The sequence below is a fragment of the Delftia sp. CH05 genome, from assembly GCF_009827015.1.
Lineage (GTDB): Bacteria > Pseudomonadota > Gammaproteobacteria > Burkholderiales > Burkholderiaceae_C > Comamonas > Comamonas tsuruhatensis.
Map to the genome: position 1 here is coordinate 65,639 of NZ_WUMG01000017.1, position 16,627 is coordinate 82,265.

Here is a 16,627-nt window from a genome sequence, read left to right on the forward strand (position 1 = left end):
AGTTTTCGGTAAATGAAACGATGCTATCAATTGTTAATTTTTGTTAACTAAATGCTATTTTGTATCTGATGATCGTGCCGCTCGGGCGTGCACCAGGGAGGTTGCATGCCCGCTTGAAAATTAGGGGGCATGACGCCCCGTCGCGGAGATCATCAAATGGTAGGACTTGGTAAGCGGGGCGTTGCTTCGCTGGTTCTGAGCGCAGCGGTGTGTGGATCGGCTTGGGGGCAGATGGTCGTGCCGCCGGGGAGCAGCATTGATCTTGCTGGGGGCTCTTTTCAGCTTCCTTGCACGGCGGTCATCATGCAGGGCGAGTTGACTTTGGGTACGGGGAGTTTTGACACCGGCTCGTTCGCTTTCGACTCAGGAGCTACGGTCACTGGGACAGGGGGGCAACTGAACGTCAGCGGGGACCTTACGAGCACCGTCCCTCTGAATTTGGGAGCCAGCAGCGTGGTCCTGTCGGACAGCTGTGCGCCCGGTTCTGTTCTTCAACTGAGTGGAAACATCATCGTGAAAGATCTCACGCTGATCAGCACCACAGCCACCCCGCCCACCATCGTCTTGCCGGCGGGTACCAACCTGACGGTTCTTGGAACGCTGACTCTGGGCACTCCTGGTCGGCCGGTCGTGCTGACTTCGTCTGGCCCTGGCACTGCCGTCGTCACGATGGGGCCTGGCGCCACGTTGTCGAATCCCAGCGGTAGCGCCGTACCTGGAAATGTGCAGATCGGGGCACCGGTGGTGACTTCTCCGGCAAGCATTCCCACGCTCAGTACCTATGGGCTGATGTTGATGAGCTTGATGCTTGGTGGACTGGCCCTGGCTCGCCAACGTCGTAGCCGTACAACACTCTGAGCTGTTCATTCTCTCTCTTCATCCTGGGCTCGTAGGTCTGGCGCAGGGTGCCCAAGTGCTTTATCTCAACGGCAGCTGAACTATGTCCCGTAAAGAAATCAACGTACCTTCTCGCCTGATTTTTGCTTTGTGCCTGAGCGCTGGCTTCCTCGCGCCTGTCGCGCACGCTGCTGATGTCAGCATCACCATGCCTCCAGGCGGAAATTTCATTATCAAAAATTCGGCAGGGGCCGAGCGTCTGCGTGTACAGAACACAGGTGAAGTCGTGGTTCCGGCTTTGCCGGCCGATACAGCCACTGGCAGCCAGCTGCTGTGTGTCGATGGCTTGACGGGACAACTGGTGCATTGCGCTCCAGGCATTGGCGCAGGAGCCACGGGTGCGACGGGGGCAACAGGACCCACGGGCGCCACAGGGGCTATCGGTCCCGTGGGTCCTACAGGCGCAGGGGCGACGGGAGCCACGGGCTCGACAGGTGTTACTGGAGCGACAGGCGTAACGGGGCCGACAGGCGCCACGGGCGTGACGGGAGCCACGGGTCAGACGGGCGCTACTGGTGAGACAGGAGCGACAGGCCCAACAGGTGCGACGGGCGCCACGGGTGCCACCGGCCCCACGGGCAATACCGGTGCCATAGGTCCGCAGGGTCCTCAGGGCTTGCAGGGTATACAAGGCGTCCAGGGTGTCCCCGGCACCACAGGAGCTTCGGGCAATGTGGGTGCGACGGGTCCCCAGGGTATTCAAGGCGAGACCGGTGCCACGGGCGCGACAGGGCCTGCTGGTCCTGCCGGCGGTGGCGTGACTTTGGTTGATGCCAACAATGTGACCCTGGGTAAGGTGGTGAGCGCGGCGCGGAATAACATCACTCTCGTGACCAGCACGGGCCACCTGATGGTGATGTCCTGGGATGGGACGCTTCCCAACGCTCAGATCTATTACAAAGGCACGGGCCCTGGCAACTGCTCAGGTGAAGGTTACTTGAATTCAGGCAGTCCCACGACGGCAAGCTCCATCTACGCCAAGACGGTTGTATGGTCGCTTTCGCTGGGCTCATTCATGGTGACCTCGGCGACACCTCAGTCCAACGGAACGGTCCTGGCCGTTATGCCGACAGGTATCACAGGGTTTGACAATTCGAGTTGCGGAACCTCTACCGGGGGCCAGTACGGCTGGCTGCTGCAGCCCGTTACGGCAGCTCAGATTGGCCTTCCCTCGCCGATCGTTGCGCCCTTGAGGCTGCAGTAGGCGCAAAAGCTAGTCTGTGATGGAAGCAGGGCCCGCAATTGCGGGCCTTGTTTTATGTTACGTGTCATCAGGACTCCGCGCCAGGATCGGCACACGACTCGTGTTCAGCGCAGTACGCCTGTATGCCCTGCGACAGAGCTGCTTCCTCAGGGTTGTTTTGCGGAATGCCGTCCCAAGCCTGCCAGCTTCGGGAGGATGAGCAAGGAACAAAAGCAGGCGCCGCAGTGGGAGCGCATCGAGCTGGACTACAGGGCTGGCATCAAGAGCCTGAGGCAGATCGCAGCGGAGCAGGGCATCAGCGAGGGGGCGATCCGCAAGCGGGCCAAGCGTGACGACTGGAGCCGTGACCTGTCGGAGCGCATCCAGGAGAAGGCAGAGCAGCTGGTACGCAAAGAGGCGGTACGCAGCGAGGTACGCGCGGAGCGTACTGCGTCCGAACGTGAGGTAGTGGACGCGAATGCGCAAGCTGTGGCCACCATCCGGCTGGCGCACAGGCGGGACATCCAGCGGGCGCGCAAGATCACCAACGCGCTGCTGGACGAGCTGGAGCAGATGGCAGACGCGGACACAGTGGCCTACCTGCAGGAGCTGGGCGAGATGCTCCGCTCGCCCGACGACAACGGCATGGACAAGCTGAACGACCTCTACCAGAAGGTCATCAGCCTGCCGGAGCGCTCCAAGACCATGAAGGTGCTGGCCGAGAGCCTGCGCATCGTGGTGGACATGGAGCGCCAGGCCTTCGGCATGAACGACAAGGACGCGGGCAAGGGGCCGAACGGCGGCGGCAACGTGGGCCACTTCGAGCTGCACTTCGTGGACGCGCCGGCGCGCGAGCACGATCCGCGAGACGAGGAGGGCGCATGAACCTGCTGTCCGACAGCATTCAGGCCGCGCACCCGGCTGATGAGGAGCCGGACTTTGCCGAGGACTACGAGGTAGACCGCGCGCGCGTTCGGGTCGAGTTCCCCTCGAAGCTGCGCGGCCTGTTCCAGCCCAAGCGTTTCAAGGTCATGTACGGCGGGCGCGGCGGGGCGAAGTCCTGGTCTGTGGCCATGGCCCTGCTGGTGATGGGCAGCAATCGGCCGCTGCGCATCCTGTGTGCGCGCGAGATCCAGAAGTCCATGCGGGACTCGGTGCACCGTCTGCTGTCCGACCAGATCGCGGCGCTGGGCCTGGGTGGCTTCTACGAGGTGCTGGACACGGAGATCCGCGGCGCCAATGGCACGCTGATTCTGTTCGCGGGCCTGCAGAGCCACACGGTGGACTCGATCAAGTCCTATGAGGCCATCGACATCGTGTGGGTGGAAGAGGCCCAGAGCGTCAGCGCGCGCAGCTGGGAGGTGCTGGTGCCGACCATCCGCCGGCCTGGCTCGGAAATCTGGCTCACGCTGAACCCCGACCTGGCCACGGACGCCACCTATGCCCGGTTCATTGAGGCGGCCGACAGCGACACCTGGCTGTGCGAGATCAACTGGCGGGACAACCCCTGGTTCCCCGAGGTGCTGGAGAAGGAGCGCCGCCGGCACTTCAAGCGCGACCCGGACACCTACTGGAACGTCTGGGAGGGCCGCCCGAAGCGCACGCTGGCCGGCGCGATCTACGCCAAGGAAGTGGAGCGCCTGTACAACGACGACCGCGTGTGCCTGGTGCCGTACAACCCCAAGCTGCCCGTGCACACGGTCTGGGACCTGGGCTGGGCCGACAACATGGCCATCGCGTTCGTGCAGCGCACGGCCATGGATTTCCGCGTCATCAACTTCATGCAGGACAACCAGAAGACGCTGGAGTGGTATGTGGAGCAGATGGAGAAGCTGCCCTATCGCTGGGGCACGGACTTCCTGCCGCACGACGGTGCCCACGGCGACTTCAAGACCGGGCAGACAGCCCAGCAGATCCTGGAGGACATGGGCCGCGAGGTGGAGGTGCTGGAGCGCGCGGGCCTGGAGTCGGGCATCCGCCTAGCGCGCGGCATCTTCTCCTCGGCGTACATCGACGCCCAGCGCTGCGGCAAGCTGCTGGACTGCCTGAGCCGGTACAAGCGCAAGATCGACCCGCGCACCAATGAGCCGGGGCCACCGCTGCACGATGACGCCAGCCACGGCGCGGACGTGTGGCGCTACATCAACATGGCTCTGCCGCTGATGGACAACGACACTGCGGGCGCTGTGCCTCTCAGGCGACGCGCGGGCGGCATGGCACGCTGATCCCGTACCAAGCCTGCCACTTTCGCGGGCATGCCTGCATGTATCGACCTGCGCAAAGCGCACCTTCACCGCCAGCATGGGGACTTGCTGGCCGTCTACACCTGGATCAACGCCGAGCGCGCGCTGGTCCTGATCCCGGCCTACCGCCCCAAAGCCCCGTGGTACGTGGTGATGGAGAGCGCGGCCTATCTCTACGATGACCCCGCCTATCTGGCCCGCGCCTGCGTCAAGGCCTGCGAGGTGCTGGGCATCGAGCCCAACCGGCCGAACTGGGTGCGCGTGGCCACCATCGTCAACGAGGGCCTGCCCGACCTGGTGAGCATGCCCAGCGAGCCCGCCTGGCAGCGCCCGGGCCGCGAGTTCGGCAGCTTGGTGGTCAAGTCCGAAGGCCGGGAGATTGCGGCCGAGGCCCTGACCATCCCGGACGCGGGGGCCGAATATGTCCCAGCTTGAGGCCCGCTTCAACCGCCGCGCGGGCGTGGGCGAGCGCACCCTGAACGACGAACCCCTGACCTTCGACCTGGTGGACACCACGCCCCAGCACCCGCTGGACCAGGCCGAGGCCCGCAAGACGCTGCGCAAGCTCCTGAGCTGGTACTACCGCGAGCGCGAGATCCAGGCCGAGAACCGCCTGCAGATGTCCATCGACGCCGACTACTACGACGGCGACCAGTGGGACCCGGCCGACGCGGCCACGCTGGAGGAGCGCGGCCAGGTGCCCCTGGTGTTCAACGAGGTGGCCGTGATGTGCGACTGGCTCATTGGCACGGAGCGCCGCGCGCGCGTGGACTGGAGCGTGCTGCCGCGCGCCGAGCACGACGTGCAGCTGGCCGACGTGAAGACCAAGGTGCTCAAGTACGTCAGCGACGTGAACCGCACCACGTTCAACCGCTCGCGCGCCTTCGAGGACACCGTGAAGGTGGGCGTGGGCTGGGTGGACTCCGGCGTGCGCAACGACCCCACCAAGGACATCATCTACGACAAGTACGAGGACTGGCGCAATGTGCTCTGGGACTCGATGGCCATGGAGCCGGACCTGAGCGATGCGCGCTACCTGTTCCGCACGCGCTGGGTGGATGAAGACGTGGCCATCACCATGTACCCGCAGCGCCGCGACGTGCTGGAGCGGGCCGTGCTGCGCGAGGAGGAGTTCAGCGCCCAGCAGTGGGCCGAGGACGAATTCTTCTTCCAGGGCCACACCAGCGAGCGCCATGTCAGCGGCACCAGCGGCAGCTACCTGGCCGGCGGGCGCGGCAACATCGACAGCGAGGCACGGCGCCGCGTGCGCCTGATCGAGTGCCAGTTCCGCATGCCGGCGTCTGTTCAGGTGGTGACCAGCGGCCCTTTCAAGGGCTCGTTCGTGGAGCCCTGGGACCATGCGCTGCGCGCCGTGGTGGGCGCTCATGGCGGCTCTATCGTGGAGCGTGTCGCCATGCGCATGCACGTCGCGGTCTTCACCGAGGGCCATCTGCTGGCCCTGGGCCCAACGCCCATGCGCCACAACAGTTTCAGCCTGACGCCCATCTGGTGCTACCGGCGCGGCCGCGACCGCATGCCCTATGGGGTGGTGCGCCGCGTGCGCGATCTGCAGATGGACCTGAACAAGCGGGCCAGCAAGGCGCTGTTCCTGCTGTCCACGAACCAGATCTTTGCGGAGAAGGGCGCCTTCGATGACATCAACGAGGCGCGCGAGGAGGTCAACCAGCCGGACGGCGTGGTGATCTACAAGGCCGGCAAGAAGTTCGAGGTCCACCGCGACAGCGAGATGGCCGCCGGCCAAGTGCAGATGATGACGCTGGACGGCCAGGCCATCCAGAAGTCCGCGGGCATCAGCGACGAGAACCTGGGCCGGCGCACCAATGCCGTCAGTGGCCGCGCGATCGAGGCCCGCCAGCTGCAGGGCTCGGTCGTGACCACGCAGCCCTTCGACAACCTGCGCTTCGCCGTGCAGATCCAGGGCGAGAAGCTGCTGAGCCTGGTGGAGCAGTGGTACACCGAGGAGAAGGTGATCCGCCTGTCCGGCCACAAGGGCCGGCTGGACTGGGTGAAGGTCAACCAGCCCGAGGTCCAGCCAGACGGGAGCGTGCGCTACCTGAACGACATCACGTCCAGCATGGCCGACTTCGTGGTGGCCGAGCAGGACTATTCGGGCACGCTGCGCCAGGTCATGTTCGAAAGCCTGAACCAGTTGGCGGGCCGTCTGCCGCCCGAGGTGGCCATCCGCATCATGACGCTGGCCATGGAGTACTCGGACCTGCCGAACAACGACCTGGTGGCCGACGAGCTGCGCAAGCTCACGGGCGAGCGCGACCCCAACAAGCCCCTCACGCCCGAGGAGCAGCAGCAGGTCCAGCAGCAGATGCAGGCCCAGGCCGAGGCCCTGCAGATGCAGCAGGAGAGCGCGCGCCAGGCGCTGGCCGAGCAGCAGGCCAAGGTCCGGGAGATCAATGCCCGTGCCGAGAAGCTGGAAGCCGAGGCCGAGCAGCTCCGCGCCGCCGGCGGCAACCCGGCGCTGGCCCAGCAGATGGAAGGCGTGGCCGCCACCGTGCGCCGCGACGCCGACATGGAGCTGGACGAGCTACGCCGCAAGCTGGCCAAGACCCAGGCAGACCTGGCCAATAAGACGCTGCAGATCAAGGGCGACCAGGACGTGCGCCTGCAGGTGGCCCACATCGAGGCCGATTCGCGCGAGCGTGTGGCCCAGATCCAGGGTGCCAGCCGCGAGCGGCTCGAAGTCGTGGGCGCCCAACTGAACCGCTTTCCCTCCGCAACCACCGACAGCCAGCCGGCCACCGAAAAATGAACATCGACACCCTCAAGGAAGTGCTCGGCCTGGCCAACGGCCTGACCGCCGAGCACAAGAACGACCTGATCCTGGCCGGCGTGAAGTCCGCGCCTGCCGTAGGCGCCAGCGCGGGCGCCGTCGCCACCCAGCAGACGGAGGCCACGCTCCTGGGCCTCACGGGCAATGCTTGGGTGATCGTGGCCACGCTGATCCTCATCGCCCTGCAGGTGGCTCATCTTGCCTGGAAGTGGCGCCGCGACTACCGCATGGACCAAGAGCACCAGACGGACCGCGCGCGCATCGTGCGCATGGCGGGCGGCCGCGAAGGAGACGAGCAATGACCGGCCGTGTGCCTGCTGCAGGCCTGCGCGTGGGTGCGGCCATCCTGGCCGGCTGGATGCTTGCCGAGGGTTTCAGTTCCAGTCCCATCATCCCGGTACGCGGCGATGTGCCAACTATCGGCCATGGCGCCACGCGCTACGAGGACGGCACGCGCGTGACCATGGCAGATCCGCCCATCACACGCGAACGGGCGCGCGACCTGGCTGCCAACCTGCTGGACCAGGAGTACGGCGCCTGCGTAAGGGCCTCGCTGGGCGACACGCTGGTGCACCCGGCCGAGTTCGCCCAGGCGGTGGACTTCGCGGGTCAGTACGGCTGCGGGGCCTGGCGCGGCTCCTCGATGCTGTCGCGCACGCGGGCCGGGGACTATGCCGGCGCCTGCCACGCCTACCTGGCCTATCGCTTCATGACCAGTGCCCAGCCGCTGCAGGGCTACGCCGCGTACCAGTGGGGCACGGGCGGGCAGCCCACCCGGTGGCGCTTTGACTGCTCGGCGCCAGGCAACAAGGTTTGCCGCGGCGTCTGGACTCGCCAGCAGGCGCGGCACGCCGCGTGCATGGACGTGCAGCAATGAGCGTGCGCGCCGTCACCCATCTTGCCGCAGCAGGCCTCGCCGCGTTCCTGGCCTGGAGCTACCAGGGCGCGCGCCTGGGTGCCGACCTGGCCGATGCTCGCGCTGCAGCTGTGGGCGAAAAGCTGGCTGTCAGCACAGCCCAGCGCGCGGCCGACGCCCGCGTGCGTCGGGCAGAGCAGTCCATCAACACCAACTACCAGGAGGCGCTGAATGCCGCCCGAATCCGCGAGGCGCTGCTGCGCCGTGATCGTGACCAGCTTCTCGTTGTTGCTGACGGCCTGCGCGAGCAATCCGCAGATGCCGCCCGCCGACTTGCCAGCGCTCCCCCCGCCGCCGTCCTTGAGTACGCCACTGCCGTCAACGCCGTATACGACGACTGCCGCGCAGCGTATGGGGACATGGCAGCAAAAGCTACAGGGCACGCAGCTGATGTCAAAACCCTCGGTAGTGCATGGCCTTTGGTGACCAATTTAAACGCGGCTGCACTACGAGTAGCCCGATAAGTTGAGGGTAGGAAATGTAGAAATTAAAGCTCGTGCGCCTTAACTATTAGATCTGTTAAGTACTCGCCTCTGAGTTGTCGAGCTTTTCTACCATTTACGGCTTCCGATGCAGCAAGTTTGTAGTCAGCAGGAAGGTCGTCCTCAAAAGCATCCAAAGCATTGCGTGCTATAGCAGGATCAAGTTTATGCCCTTCTTCCCTCAGTTGAACAATAGTAACAAGTAAAGAAAAAATATTGGTTTTATTCATCCAATATGTTTTTCCGCGATATCCCATTTTTAATATAAACTCAGCTGCTTGATCTAATTTTTTTATCACGTCATCGCGTTGCGGGAATAGAAGTGCATAGTCATCAAGGAGTTCTATTGCCTTTTCGTTACGATTTGAATATCCTGAGAGAATCGTCGCCACTACGTTGAGTGCGTGCATTAAATTCGTTTTACGTGCAACTTCTTGTATGCTGAAAACGTTCTTGTCATTAACAAGTTTTTGGTAATTTTTTACCTTCTTTTTTGACGCCCAAGCGTAAAATTCTTCAGGGATATTGGGGTCTTCTCTAAAGTCCTCGTCGCCGTTTCTTTCGAGCAAGATCTGATCTGTTAGCAGTTTTCCTACTAGCATGAACTCTGAGGTTGAATACTGAGATGCCAATTTCTCGATAGAGGTTAACGAATTCGATGTTCTATTGATACGTTGAAATATCTCTTGAACTTTAGGGTCATCGTTCTCTAGCTCCAGCTCTATTACCGCTACCTCATACTTTAATAGATCAGACTTCTGGGTGTCAGAAAGATCTGCGTACGTTATTCCTTCTACATCAAAGTCTCCATTTATGAAGCCAGAAATTGCATTACAACGTTGTTGCCCATCAACAATGCAAGATATTGTTGACATCGTCTCCACATCTACCTTCCCTTTTGAAATAAATATTTGTGGAAAAGGGTAGCCTTTAAGGAGGGTATCTATGAAATCTCTTTTATGAACTTCCCTCCATACCAAATTTCTTTGAAAATAGGCATCAGGGATTAATCTGCCGGCGCGTATATCGTTAAGCAGGTTTAATAGAGACACTGAGCGAACACGATATTCAATCATTATAAAACTTCCATTGATAAGCGAGCCTTAATTGCAGTACGCTGTTTGCTTTCAAAACATCCCTGCGATAAATAAATTGCTCCTGAGATAGATCCAAAAAATGAAGAATGCTTGTCAGATAATCTACCGAAAAAATTTAGCCAAGCTGCTTTGTGTGTTCCAGTTGGCATTAAATCGGGTCTAAATATTCCACGGCTTAGATACTGCAAATACTCGTCTTTTCGTGATTTATCTTGGCGGACTGGGAATTTTGTGCCATCACTGTATCCTTTTGAAGTATTTAAACCAATTTCTACATATTTTGCAAAAAGATGGCTGTCAATTATTGCTAAATCTAAGTCGGACGTTCCTCGAGTAAATGATCTATTTTTGTGGATGCTGTGGCCCAGTTTTGCCGATCCTGCAACATGGATGCATGTGATTGCAATTTCGAAGTGCTCCGAAACTTCATTTAGTATTTCAAATTGCAATTCCTCTTCGCCAACGAATGCTTTTGTTGGGTATGTGAGAAAAATTTTCCTTGCAATTTCATTGTGATTTCTACCAGAAGACAACCCGATGTCAATTGCTTTTAGATGTTCCATTTATACTTCGGATTATATGAAATGCTAAATAATATATTTAGCGATTAATCTGTATCGGTGCCTACTTTTTCTTGCTATTAACTATGATTGTAACTGAATGCGTTTGGCATGCTTTCCTGCTTCTAGGAAACGACGCTTTGATGAAGTCTTGCAACATGACTCGGAAGAGGTTGACAACTGAGTCTTAACGACCTTTTTCTTTGGCAGTCCTTCGAGTGGCTCACCCATTTACAGTTCTGCTGCCTAGATCGCGTCCTTGACTGGCTGGGCTTCCGTACCAAGCTTGCCACCCTTCTGTGATCCAAACCACGAAAGGACGCACACATGAGCTTGAACGACGACCACCTGCGCCTCCTGTCCGACGCTGAGCGCGAGGCCATGGAAGCCGATGAAAACGACTACGACCCCGAGGAAGACAACGCTGCAGCACTGGCTGCCCTGGGGCGCGGACCCCTCGATGCGGAAGAGGAAGAGGAAGAGGAGGGCGACGACGCAGACGCGGGCAAGGGCAAGCCCGAGACCAGCACTCCCACCGAACCCACTGAAACCACCGCTGCGCCCGCTGCAGCGCCTGCAGCCGCTCCTGCTGCAGCGCCCGCAGAACCCACCGATGCCACGCAGCCGACCGACGCGCCGGCTCCGAATCCGCAGGCTGCCCCGCAGGCCGGCGGCTACCGCGCAGAACTGCCAGCCGACTACGACGCCCAGGTGAAGGCCAACAAGGACGCCGTGGCTGCCGCCCGCGCCAAGTTCAACGAGGGCGAGCTGGAGCAGGCCGAGCTGGACGCGGAGCTGGACCGCCTGCAGGACGAGCGCGACCAGTTGCGCGACATGAGGACGCGGGCCACGGTATCGGCCGAGATGCAGCAGCAGTCGGTGCAGCAGGCCTGGAACAACACCATCAACACCTTCTTCGAGGAAGCGGCCCAGAGCGCAGAACTGGGCATCGTGGACTACCGCAAGGACGCGGCCAAGCAGGCGGACCTGGACGCGATGGTGCGCGCCCTGGGCGCGGCGCCGGGCAACGAGCACAAGCCCATGCGCTGGTTTCTGGAAGAAGGGCATCGCCGCGTGGTGGCCCTGCATGGCATTGCCACGACAAAAAAGCCGGCGGACGTGCGGCGCAAGCCTGACGCCTCGGCCGTGGTCACCAATCTGGCCGACGTGCCTGGCGGCGCGGGCGATGCCGACCCCGTGTGCGACGAGTTCGCCGAGCTGGACAAGCTCACCGGCCTGGACTACGAGCGCGCACTGGGCCGCCTGTCTGAAGACAAGCGCGCGCAGTACCTGCGTTCGCTGTGAAGGAGCCCATGGCACAGACAACTGCATCGGCGCCCGACATGCGCCGCATCTTCATGGAGCTGCGCACGGGCGATGTGCTGGAGGTGGGCGGTGTGCGCATCCAGCTGGAATACAAGAAGGGGCAGGCCGCACGCATGGTGATCGCGGCGGCGCCGGAAACCTGCGTTCGCAAGATCGCGGCGTCCTCGCGGCCCGTACCAAGCCTGCCATCTTGAGGGCTGAACCATTTTTCAACCGGGGCGCTGGAGTGCTCGCTACCACACAGGAGCACTCCTATGGGCAAAACAGTGGTGGGCGTGAACAGCCCCCGCGCGGTCAAGCGCTTTTCCGGCGACCTGGCTCTCGATGTCTCTCAAGCCTCGTACTTCGGCAAGCGCTTCGCGGCCGTGGGCCAGGGCGCCAAGACGCCAATCCAACTGCTGACGGATCTGGAATCCGAAGCCGGTGACCTGGTCAGCTATGACCTGCTGGCCGAGCTGCGCATGGCGCCCGTCGAGGGCGACGATGTGCTGGAGGGCAAGGAAGAAGGGCAGCGTTTCTACACCGATGAGCTGTACATCGACCAGGCGCGTGGCGGCGTCAACACGGGCGGCCGCATGTCGCGCAAGCGCACGCTGCACGATCTGCGCATGCGCGCCAAGCAGCAGCAGGCCAACTGGTGGGGCCGCTTCCAGGACGAACTGACTTTCACCTACCTGTCGGGCTCGCGCGGCGTCAATGCCAACTTCATCCTGCCGCTGGGCTACCAGGGCCGTGCCAAGAACCCGCTGACGGCGCCTACGCCCAACCAGCACCTGTTCGGCGGCGATGCCACGGCGGTGGCCAACCTGGATGCCACCGACAAGATGTCGCTGGCCGTGGTGGACCGTGCCCGCGTGCGCGCAGACAGCCAGGGCGGCGGCGCCACCAACATCCCCGTCATGCAGCCCTGCGTGGTCGATGGCGAGGAAGTGTTCGTCATGGTCATGCACACCTTCCAGGAAGACGACCTGCGCAAGGAAACCGGCACGGGCGGCTGGCTGGAGCTGCAAAAGGCCGCGGCTGCGGCCGTGGGCTTCAAGTCGCCGCTGTTCAAGAGCGCGCTGGGCATGTACCGCAACGTGGTGCTGCACTCGCACCGCAACGTGATCCGCCACAACACCCACGGTGCCACGGGCGACCTGGAGACGGCGCGCGCGCTGTTCATGGGTGCGCAGGCCGGCGTGATGGCGTTTGGCTCGCCGGGCACGGGCATGCGCTACGGCTGGCACGAGGAAACCCGCGACAACGGCAACCAGGTCGTGATCACCACGTCGTCCATCTTCGGCGTCAAGAAGTCGGTCTTCGAGATCGAGGGCGAGAAGCAGGACCACGGCGTCTACGGCATCGACACGGCCGCTGCGTCGCGCTGATCCCCACCGAACGAAAGGAGTCATTCATGGCTTTCAAGCAACTCAGTGCCGTGGCCGCAGGCCATCAGGCCCCCATCACCCCCGGCGGCTCCGAACTGGTGCGCTCGCGCTTCGGCCAGCCCCTGGCCGTGGCAGACCACGCAGTCGGCGCCCGTGGCGTCATCGGCATCCTGCCCGCCGGCACGCTGCCCGTGTCCCTGTTCATCCGCGTGCCGGCCGCCCTGGGCGCGGGCTTCAAGGCCTCCATTGGCCTGGCGGATGCGGCCGGCGACATCAGCACGGCGGCCGACGACGGCGGCGGTGCCTGGGTGACAGACAACGACGCGGGCGCGGCCGGCGGCTATGTGCACCTGGTGCCCGCAGCCTTTGCCAAGCTGGTGCCCAAGGACGAAGACCGCCGCATCGTCCTCAAGGTCACAGGCGCGGGCACGGCCGCAGGCCTCTTCGCCCTGGACCTGATCTACACGAACGCCTGACAGCGTGTGCGCGCCCCGCAAGGGGCTTTTCCCCGGTGGCATCCGCTGCCGGGGCTTTTTGAACCCCGGAGAACCATCACCATGAAGCTGTTCACTTCGCTGCCCGCACGCAAGGACGGAACCCTGATCGTGCGCCTCAAGGGTGCCACCTATGTCTTCAATGGCAAGCCGCTGGCCTGCGACGTTGAGGACGAGGCAGATGCCAAGCACCTGCTGGCCCGCAACTTCCAGACCGAGGAGGAGTTCGAGGCCGAGCAGAAATTCCTGCGCCTGTCTGCCGAGCGCGAAGCCCGCCGCGCAGCCCAGGACGGCAAGGCTCCATCCTCGCGCGGCACCTTCTCGCCCGGCGTGGGCCCGGACGATGACGACGACCTGGACGGCGGTACGGGCATGCCCCAGGAATCCGACTCGGCCCCCACCGGCCGCGTGCGCAAGGCCTCGCGCGCTTCCAACGTGACCGGCTGATCGCACCATGGCCAGCTGGGAGAACTGGATGCCTGAGCTGGTACTGGCTGCCCCCAAGGCGCCGGTACCGCTCATTCACCTGGCGTTGAACCGCGCCGCGCGCACCTTTCTCAAGGCAACGCGCGCCTGGCAGGAATGGCTGGAGCCCACGGACGTGACTGGCGAGGCCTTCGCCGAATACACCTTCGAGCTGCCCCAGGGCGCAGAGCTGCTGCGCCTGGAGCGCGCCACGCTGGACGGCCGTCCGCTGGAAGTCGCCCAGAGCCGCGACCTGCCGGCCGACCCATGGCAGCACGAGTTGCGCGGCCGGGCCTACTTGGTCACGACCAACCTGCGCGAGTTCACGGTGCGCACCAGCAGTGCCGGCCGCCTGCAGGTCTACGCCTCGCTGATGCCGTCCCTGCGCGGCAACAGCGTGCCCGACGAGGTGGCCTCGCTCTACCATGAGGCGATCCGCGAGGGCGCCAAGGCCGAGCTGCTGGCCACCGAGGGCACGGACTACTACAAGCCCGACCAGGCCGGCGTGGCCCTGGCGTTCTTCCAGCGCGCCATGGATGACGCCACGGCCGACGTGTGGCGCTCCAACACCAGCCGCGGCTCGCGGGGGAGGGCGTCATGGCTCTGACGGTGGCCCAGTTGCTGGACGATGCAGCGCGCGACCTGCAGGACAAGGGGCACATCCGCTGGACGCGCCAGGACCTGCTGGACTGGTTCAACGCCGCGCAGCGTGCCTTTGCCGAGCAGCGGCCCGACCAGATGGCCCAGCCGCGCGACCTGGTGCTGGCCGCCGGCTGGCGGCAGGAGCTGCCGGCCGACGTGCTCACGTTGATCGACATCACGAACAACGCCAACGCCACGCAGCGGCGCATCACCAAGACCGACCTGTGGGTGCTGGACGCCGTGGCCGGCGCCTGGCGCTCTGGCTCCCCCGGCCGCGAGGTGCAGCACTACATGCACGACCTGGGCACGCCCCAGGAATTCCTGGTCTATCCGCCCGTGGCCGCTGGCACCAAGGTGCGCGCCATGGTGGGTGTCGCGGCTGTGGACCTGGCCGACGAGAGCGGAACGCCCAGCGTGCCCGAGCGCTGGATGGACGCCCTGCGGCACTTCGTGTTGTTCCGTGCCTGGTCCATCGACGCCGAGTTCGGCGGCAACGCCACCATCGCGGCGGCGCACCGTGCCCTCTACAACGAGGCGCTGGGCATTCAGGCCCAGGCAGCAGCAACGACGGCCGTGGCGCAGAAGTAAGCGCAAGAAATCCCCGGTGGTGACCAAGCCTGCCTATACTGCGGGCAATTTCCACTGGGGCGCTGGAGTGCTCGGAACCATAGGAGCCGACATGGCTGGTTTCTCGACCTCCCTCGCCAACGCGATCATCAGCGCCACGCTGCGCAAGCAGGCCTTTCCGGCCATCCGCAACACCTTCTTCGCCCTGTTCACGGCGGACCCCACCGACGCCTTCACTGCCGGCACCGAGGTGGCTGCACCGTGGTACCAGCGCGTGCCCACGGGCGCCTTTGCCGCGCCCAACAACGGCGCCACCTACAACGCCGTGCGCGCGGAGTTTCCGCCCGTCACGGGCGCCCAGGTCACGGTCACGCACATCGGAATCATGGAAGGTGACTCGGCCACCGATGGCACGGCCACACTCATGTATTCCGAGCCGCTGCCCACGCCGCGCACGCTGCAGATCAATGACGTGTTCCTGGTGGACAGCCAGGCCCTGACGGGCGACTTCACGCTGCAGCTGCTGTAAGCCATGAACCGGGGAGCACTCAATGGCTTTGCGCTGAACGGGCGGGCCTCCGATCCCGTGGTGCGCATCCGCGTGGACGCCAAGGGCTATGCCCGCGTCCGCGTGGGCGGGAGAGTGCTCGCCTATGCCGTGGTCCACTCGGCACCAGCTGCTGCGCTGACCGGCCCGCTGGGCCGCGTGCACGCCAAGCTCTCGGCCGATTCCGTGGCGCGCGCAGCTGTCGAGGGCGTGCTGGGCCGGGTCCATGTGCGCAGCCTGCTGGCAGCCACGGGTCGCGCCATCATCAAGGTCACGCTGCCGCCCGTGCGCGGGCGTGTGGCCGTCCAGGCCCGGGCCAGCGCCACGGTCAACGCCCATGTGCAGGCACGCATTGGGGTGGACGCGACCGCGCGTGCCAGCTTCAAGCCCCAGGCGATCCTGCTGCGCCGCAGCCCCGTGCAATCCACGCCCACCGCCCGTGGCACAGCCGATGGCCGCATCTACGTGCGCCGCTGGCTGCGTTCGCCCGTGGACGGCAAGGGCCAGGCCTTTGTCGTCACGCAGGGGAGGGTCGAGGCGCGTCTGGCCGCGCTGGTCCAGGCCAAGGCTGCGATCACGGCCCGTGGGCAGCGCCTGGTGCGCGCGCCGCTGCAGGCCCAGGGCGTGGCCTTCATCGACATCGATCCCGCCGTGCACAAGCGCCTGCCCTTCGATGAGCAGGCGCCCGAATCCCGCACCTTCCTCGTGCCCGCAGGAATGACCACCTTCTACGTCACCGACCAGGGGCAAAGCATGTTCCGCACTTCCCCCATGCAGCCTGCAGACACGCAGGACTACGACATCGAGTTCGCCGACTGGTTTCCGCCCGGCGACGAGATTGTTTCCGTGCAGCTCAAGGTGCAGCCGGCCATGCCCATGCCGCCGTCCTTTGCCTTCGTGGGCCAGCGCGTGAAGGTCTGGATCTACGCGGGCGGCCTGAGCGGCCAGAAGTACCAGATCAGCGTGGCCGCCACGACCAACGACGGCCGCACCAAGGAGGTGGAGCTGATCGTGCCCATCAAGGAAAAATAG

19 protein-coding genes are annotated in these 16,627 nt (G+C 63.6%); 17 read left to right on the forward strand and 2 right to left on the reverse strand.

Annotation, left to right across the window (positions count from 1 at the left end; translation table 11 throughout):
• Positions 1 to 513 precede the first annotated feature (513 nt).
• The 8 genes from GRX31_RS31105 to GRX31_RS15495 all read left to right on the forward strand — a co-directional run bounded on the left by GRX31_RS31105 (position 514) and on the right by GRX31_RS15495 (position 8,509).
• Entirely contained in the window at positions 514 to 858 is a 345-nt protein-coding gene (locus tag GRX31_RS31105; protein ID WP_227472676.1) for an IPTL-CTERM sorting domain-containing protein, read from the forward strand.
• A 1,438-nt stretch (positions 859 to 2,296) separates the two neighbouring features.
• A complete protein-coding gene (locus GRX31_RS15465) occupies positions 2,297 to 2,965 on the forward strand; it encodes a hypothetical protein (protein ID WP_160853453.1) in 669 nt (222 codons plus the stop codon).
• Complete coding sequence (locus GRX31_RS15470) at positions 2,962 to 4,305, forward strand: PBSX family phage terminase large subunit (RefSeq protein ID WP_160853455.1); 1,344 nt, start codon at positions 2,962 to 2,964, stop codon at positions 4,303 to 4,305. The genes GRX31_RS15465 and GRX31_RS15470 overlap by 4 nt, the downstream gene beginning before the upstream one ends.
• Before the next feature lie 84 nt (positions 4,306 to 4,389).
• The gene (locus GRX31_RS15475) at positions 4,390 to 4,758 is read left to right on the forward strand and encodes a hypothetical protein (RefSeq protein ID WP_237426689.1); all 369 of its coding nucleotides are present in this window, start codon (positions 4,390 to 4,392) and stop codon (positions 4,756 to 4,758) included.
• A complete protein-coding gene (locus GRX31_RS15480; RefSeq protein WP_160853459.1) occupies positions 4,745 to 7,108 on the forward strand; it encodes a portal protein in 2,364 nt (787 codons plus the stop codon). The genes GRX31_RS15475 and GRX31_RS15480 overlap by 14 nt, the downstream gene beginning before the upstream one ends.
• Complete coding sequence (locus GRX31_RS15485; protein ID WP_051940719.1) at positions 7,105 to 7,431, forward strand: hypothetical protein; 327 nt, start codon at positions 7,105 to 7,107, stop codon at positions 7,429 to 7,431. The genes GRX31_RS15480 and GRX31_RS15485 overlap by 4 nt, the downstream gene beginning before the upstream one ends.
• Positions 7,428 to 8,006: a glycoside hydrolase family protein gene (locus tag GRX31_RS15490; protein WP_160853461.1), complete on the forward strand. Its 579-nt coding sequence runs from the start codon at positions 7,428 to 7,430 to the stop codon at positions 8,004 to 8,006. Before GRX31_RS15485 ends, GRX31_RS15490 begins: the two co-directional genes overlap by 4 nt.
• Complete coding sequence (locus GRX31_RS15495) at positions 8,003 to 8,509, forward strand: hypothetical protein (RefSeq protein WP_160853463.1); 507 nt, start codon at positions 8,003 to 8,005, stop codon at positions 8,507 to 8,509. The genes GRX31_RS15490 and GRX31_RS15495 overlap by 4 nt, the downstream gene beginning before the upstream one ends.
• A 23-nt stretch (positions 8,510 to 8,532) precedes the next feature.
• On the opposite strand, the gene GRX31_RS15500 is transcribed toward GRX31_RS15495, so the two are convergent.
• Positions 8,533 to 9,603, reverse strand: a complete 1,071-nt coding sequence (locus GRX31_RS15500; protein WP_160853465.1) for a DUF262 domain-containing protein — start codon at positions 9,601 to 9,603, stop codon at positions 8,533 to 8,535.
• Entirely contained in the window at positions 9,603 to 10,187 is a 585-nt protein-coding gene (locus tag GRX31_RS15505; RefSeq protein WP_160853467.1) for a hypothetical protein, read from the reverse strand. The genes GRX31_RS15500 and GRX31_RS15505 overlap by 1 nt, the downstream gene beginning before the upstream one ends.
• Positions 10,188 to 10,511: 324 nt before the next feature.
• Between GRX31_RS15505 and GRX31_RS15510 the strand changes: the two genes are divergently transcribed.
• The 9 genes from GRX31_RS15510 (at position 10,512) to GRX31_RS15550 (ending at position 16,627) form a co-directional block, all read left to right on the forward strand.
• Positions 10,512 to 11,489, forward strand: a complete 978-nt coding sequence (locus GRX31_RS15510; RefSeq protein WP_160853469.1) for a hypothetical protein — start codon at positions 10,512 to 10,514, stop codon at positions 11,487 to 11,489.
• Between the two features lie 8 nt (positions 11,490 to 11,497).
• Positions 11,498 to 11,704: a hypothetical protein gene (locus GRX31_RS15515; protein WP_074932133.1), complete on the forward strand. Its 207-nt coding sequence runs from the start codon at positions 11,498 to 11,500 to the stop codon at positions 11,702 to 11,704.
• A gap of 60 nt (positions 11,705 to 11,764) precedes the next feature.
• On the forward strand, positions 11,765 to 12,880 hold the full coding sequence (locus GRX31_RS15520) for a N4-gp56 family major capsid protein (protein WP_013803292.1): 1,116 nt from the start codon (positions 11,765 to 11,767) through the stop codon (positions 12,878 to 12,880).
• 26 nt (positions 12,881 to 12,906) lie between these two features.
• Positions 12,907 to 13,356: a hypothetical protein gene (locus tag GRX31_RS15525; protein WP_160853471.1), complete on the forward strand. Its 450-nt coding sequence runs from the start codon at positions 12,907 to 12,909 to the stop codon at positions 13,354 to 13,356.
• Between the two features lie 81 nt (positions 13,357 to 13,437).
• A complete protein-coding gene (locus tag GRX31_RS15530; RefSeq protein ID WP_160853473.1) occupies positions 13,438 to 13,821 on the forward strand; it encodes a hypothetical protein in 384 nt (127 codons plus the stop codon).
• 28 nt (positions 13,822 to 13,849) lie between these two features.
• A complete protein-coding gene (locus GRX31_RS15535) occupies positions 13,850 to 14,446 on the forward strand; it encodes a hypothetical protein (RefSeq protein ID WP_197065141.1) in 597 nt (198 codons plus the stop codon).
• Positions 14,437 to 15,069 carry a phage adaptor protein gene (locus tag GRX31_RS15540; protein WP_047472187.1) on the forward strand — a complete coding sequence of 211 codons (633 nt, stop codon included), beginning with the start codon at positions 14,437 to 14,439 and terminating at the stop codon, positions 15,067 to 15,069. Before GRX31_RS15535 ends, GRX31_RS15540 begins: the two co-directional genes overlap by 10 nt.
• Before the next feature lie 91 nt (positions 15,070 to 15,160).
• Positions 15,161 to 15,577, forward strand: coding sequence for a phage tail fiber protein (locus GRX31_RS15545; RefSeq protein WP_047218288.1), 417 nt, complete (start codon positions 15,161 to 15,163; stop codon positions 15,575 to 15,577).
• Between the two features lie 3 nt (positions 15,578 to 15,580).
• Positions 15,581 to 16,627: a phage fiber-tail adaptor protein gene (locus tag GRX31_RS15550; RefSeq protein ID WP_160853475.1), complete on the forward strand. Its 1,047-nt coding sequence runs from the start codon at positions 15,581 to 15,583 to the stop codon at positions 16,625 to 16,627.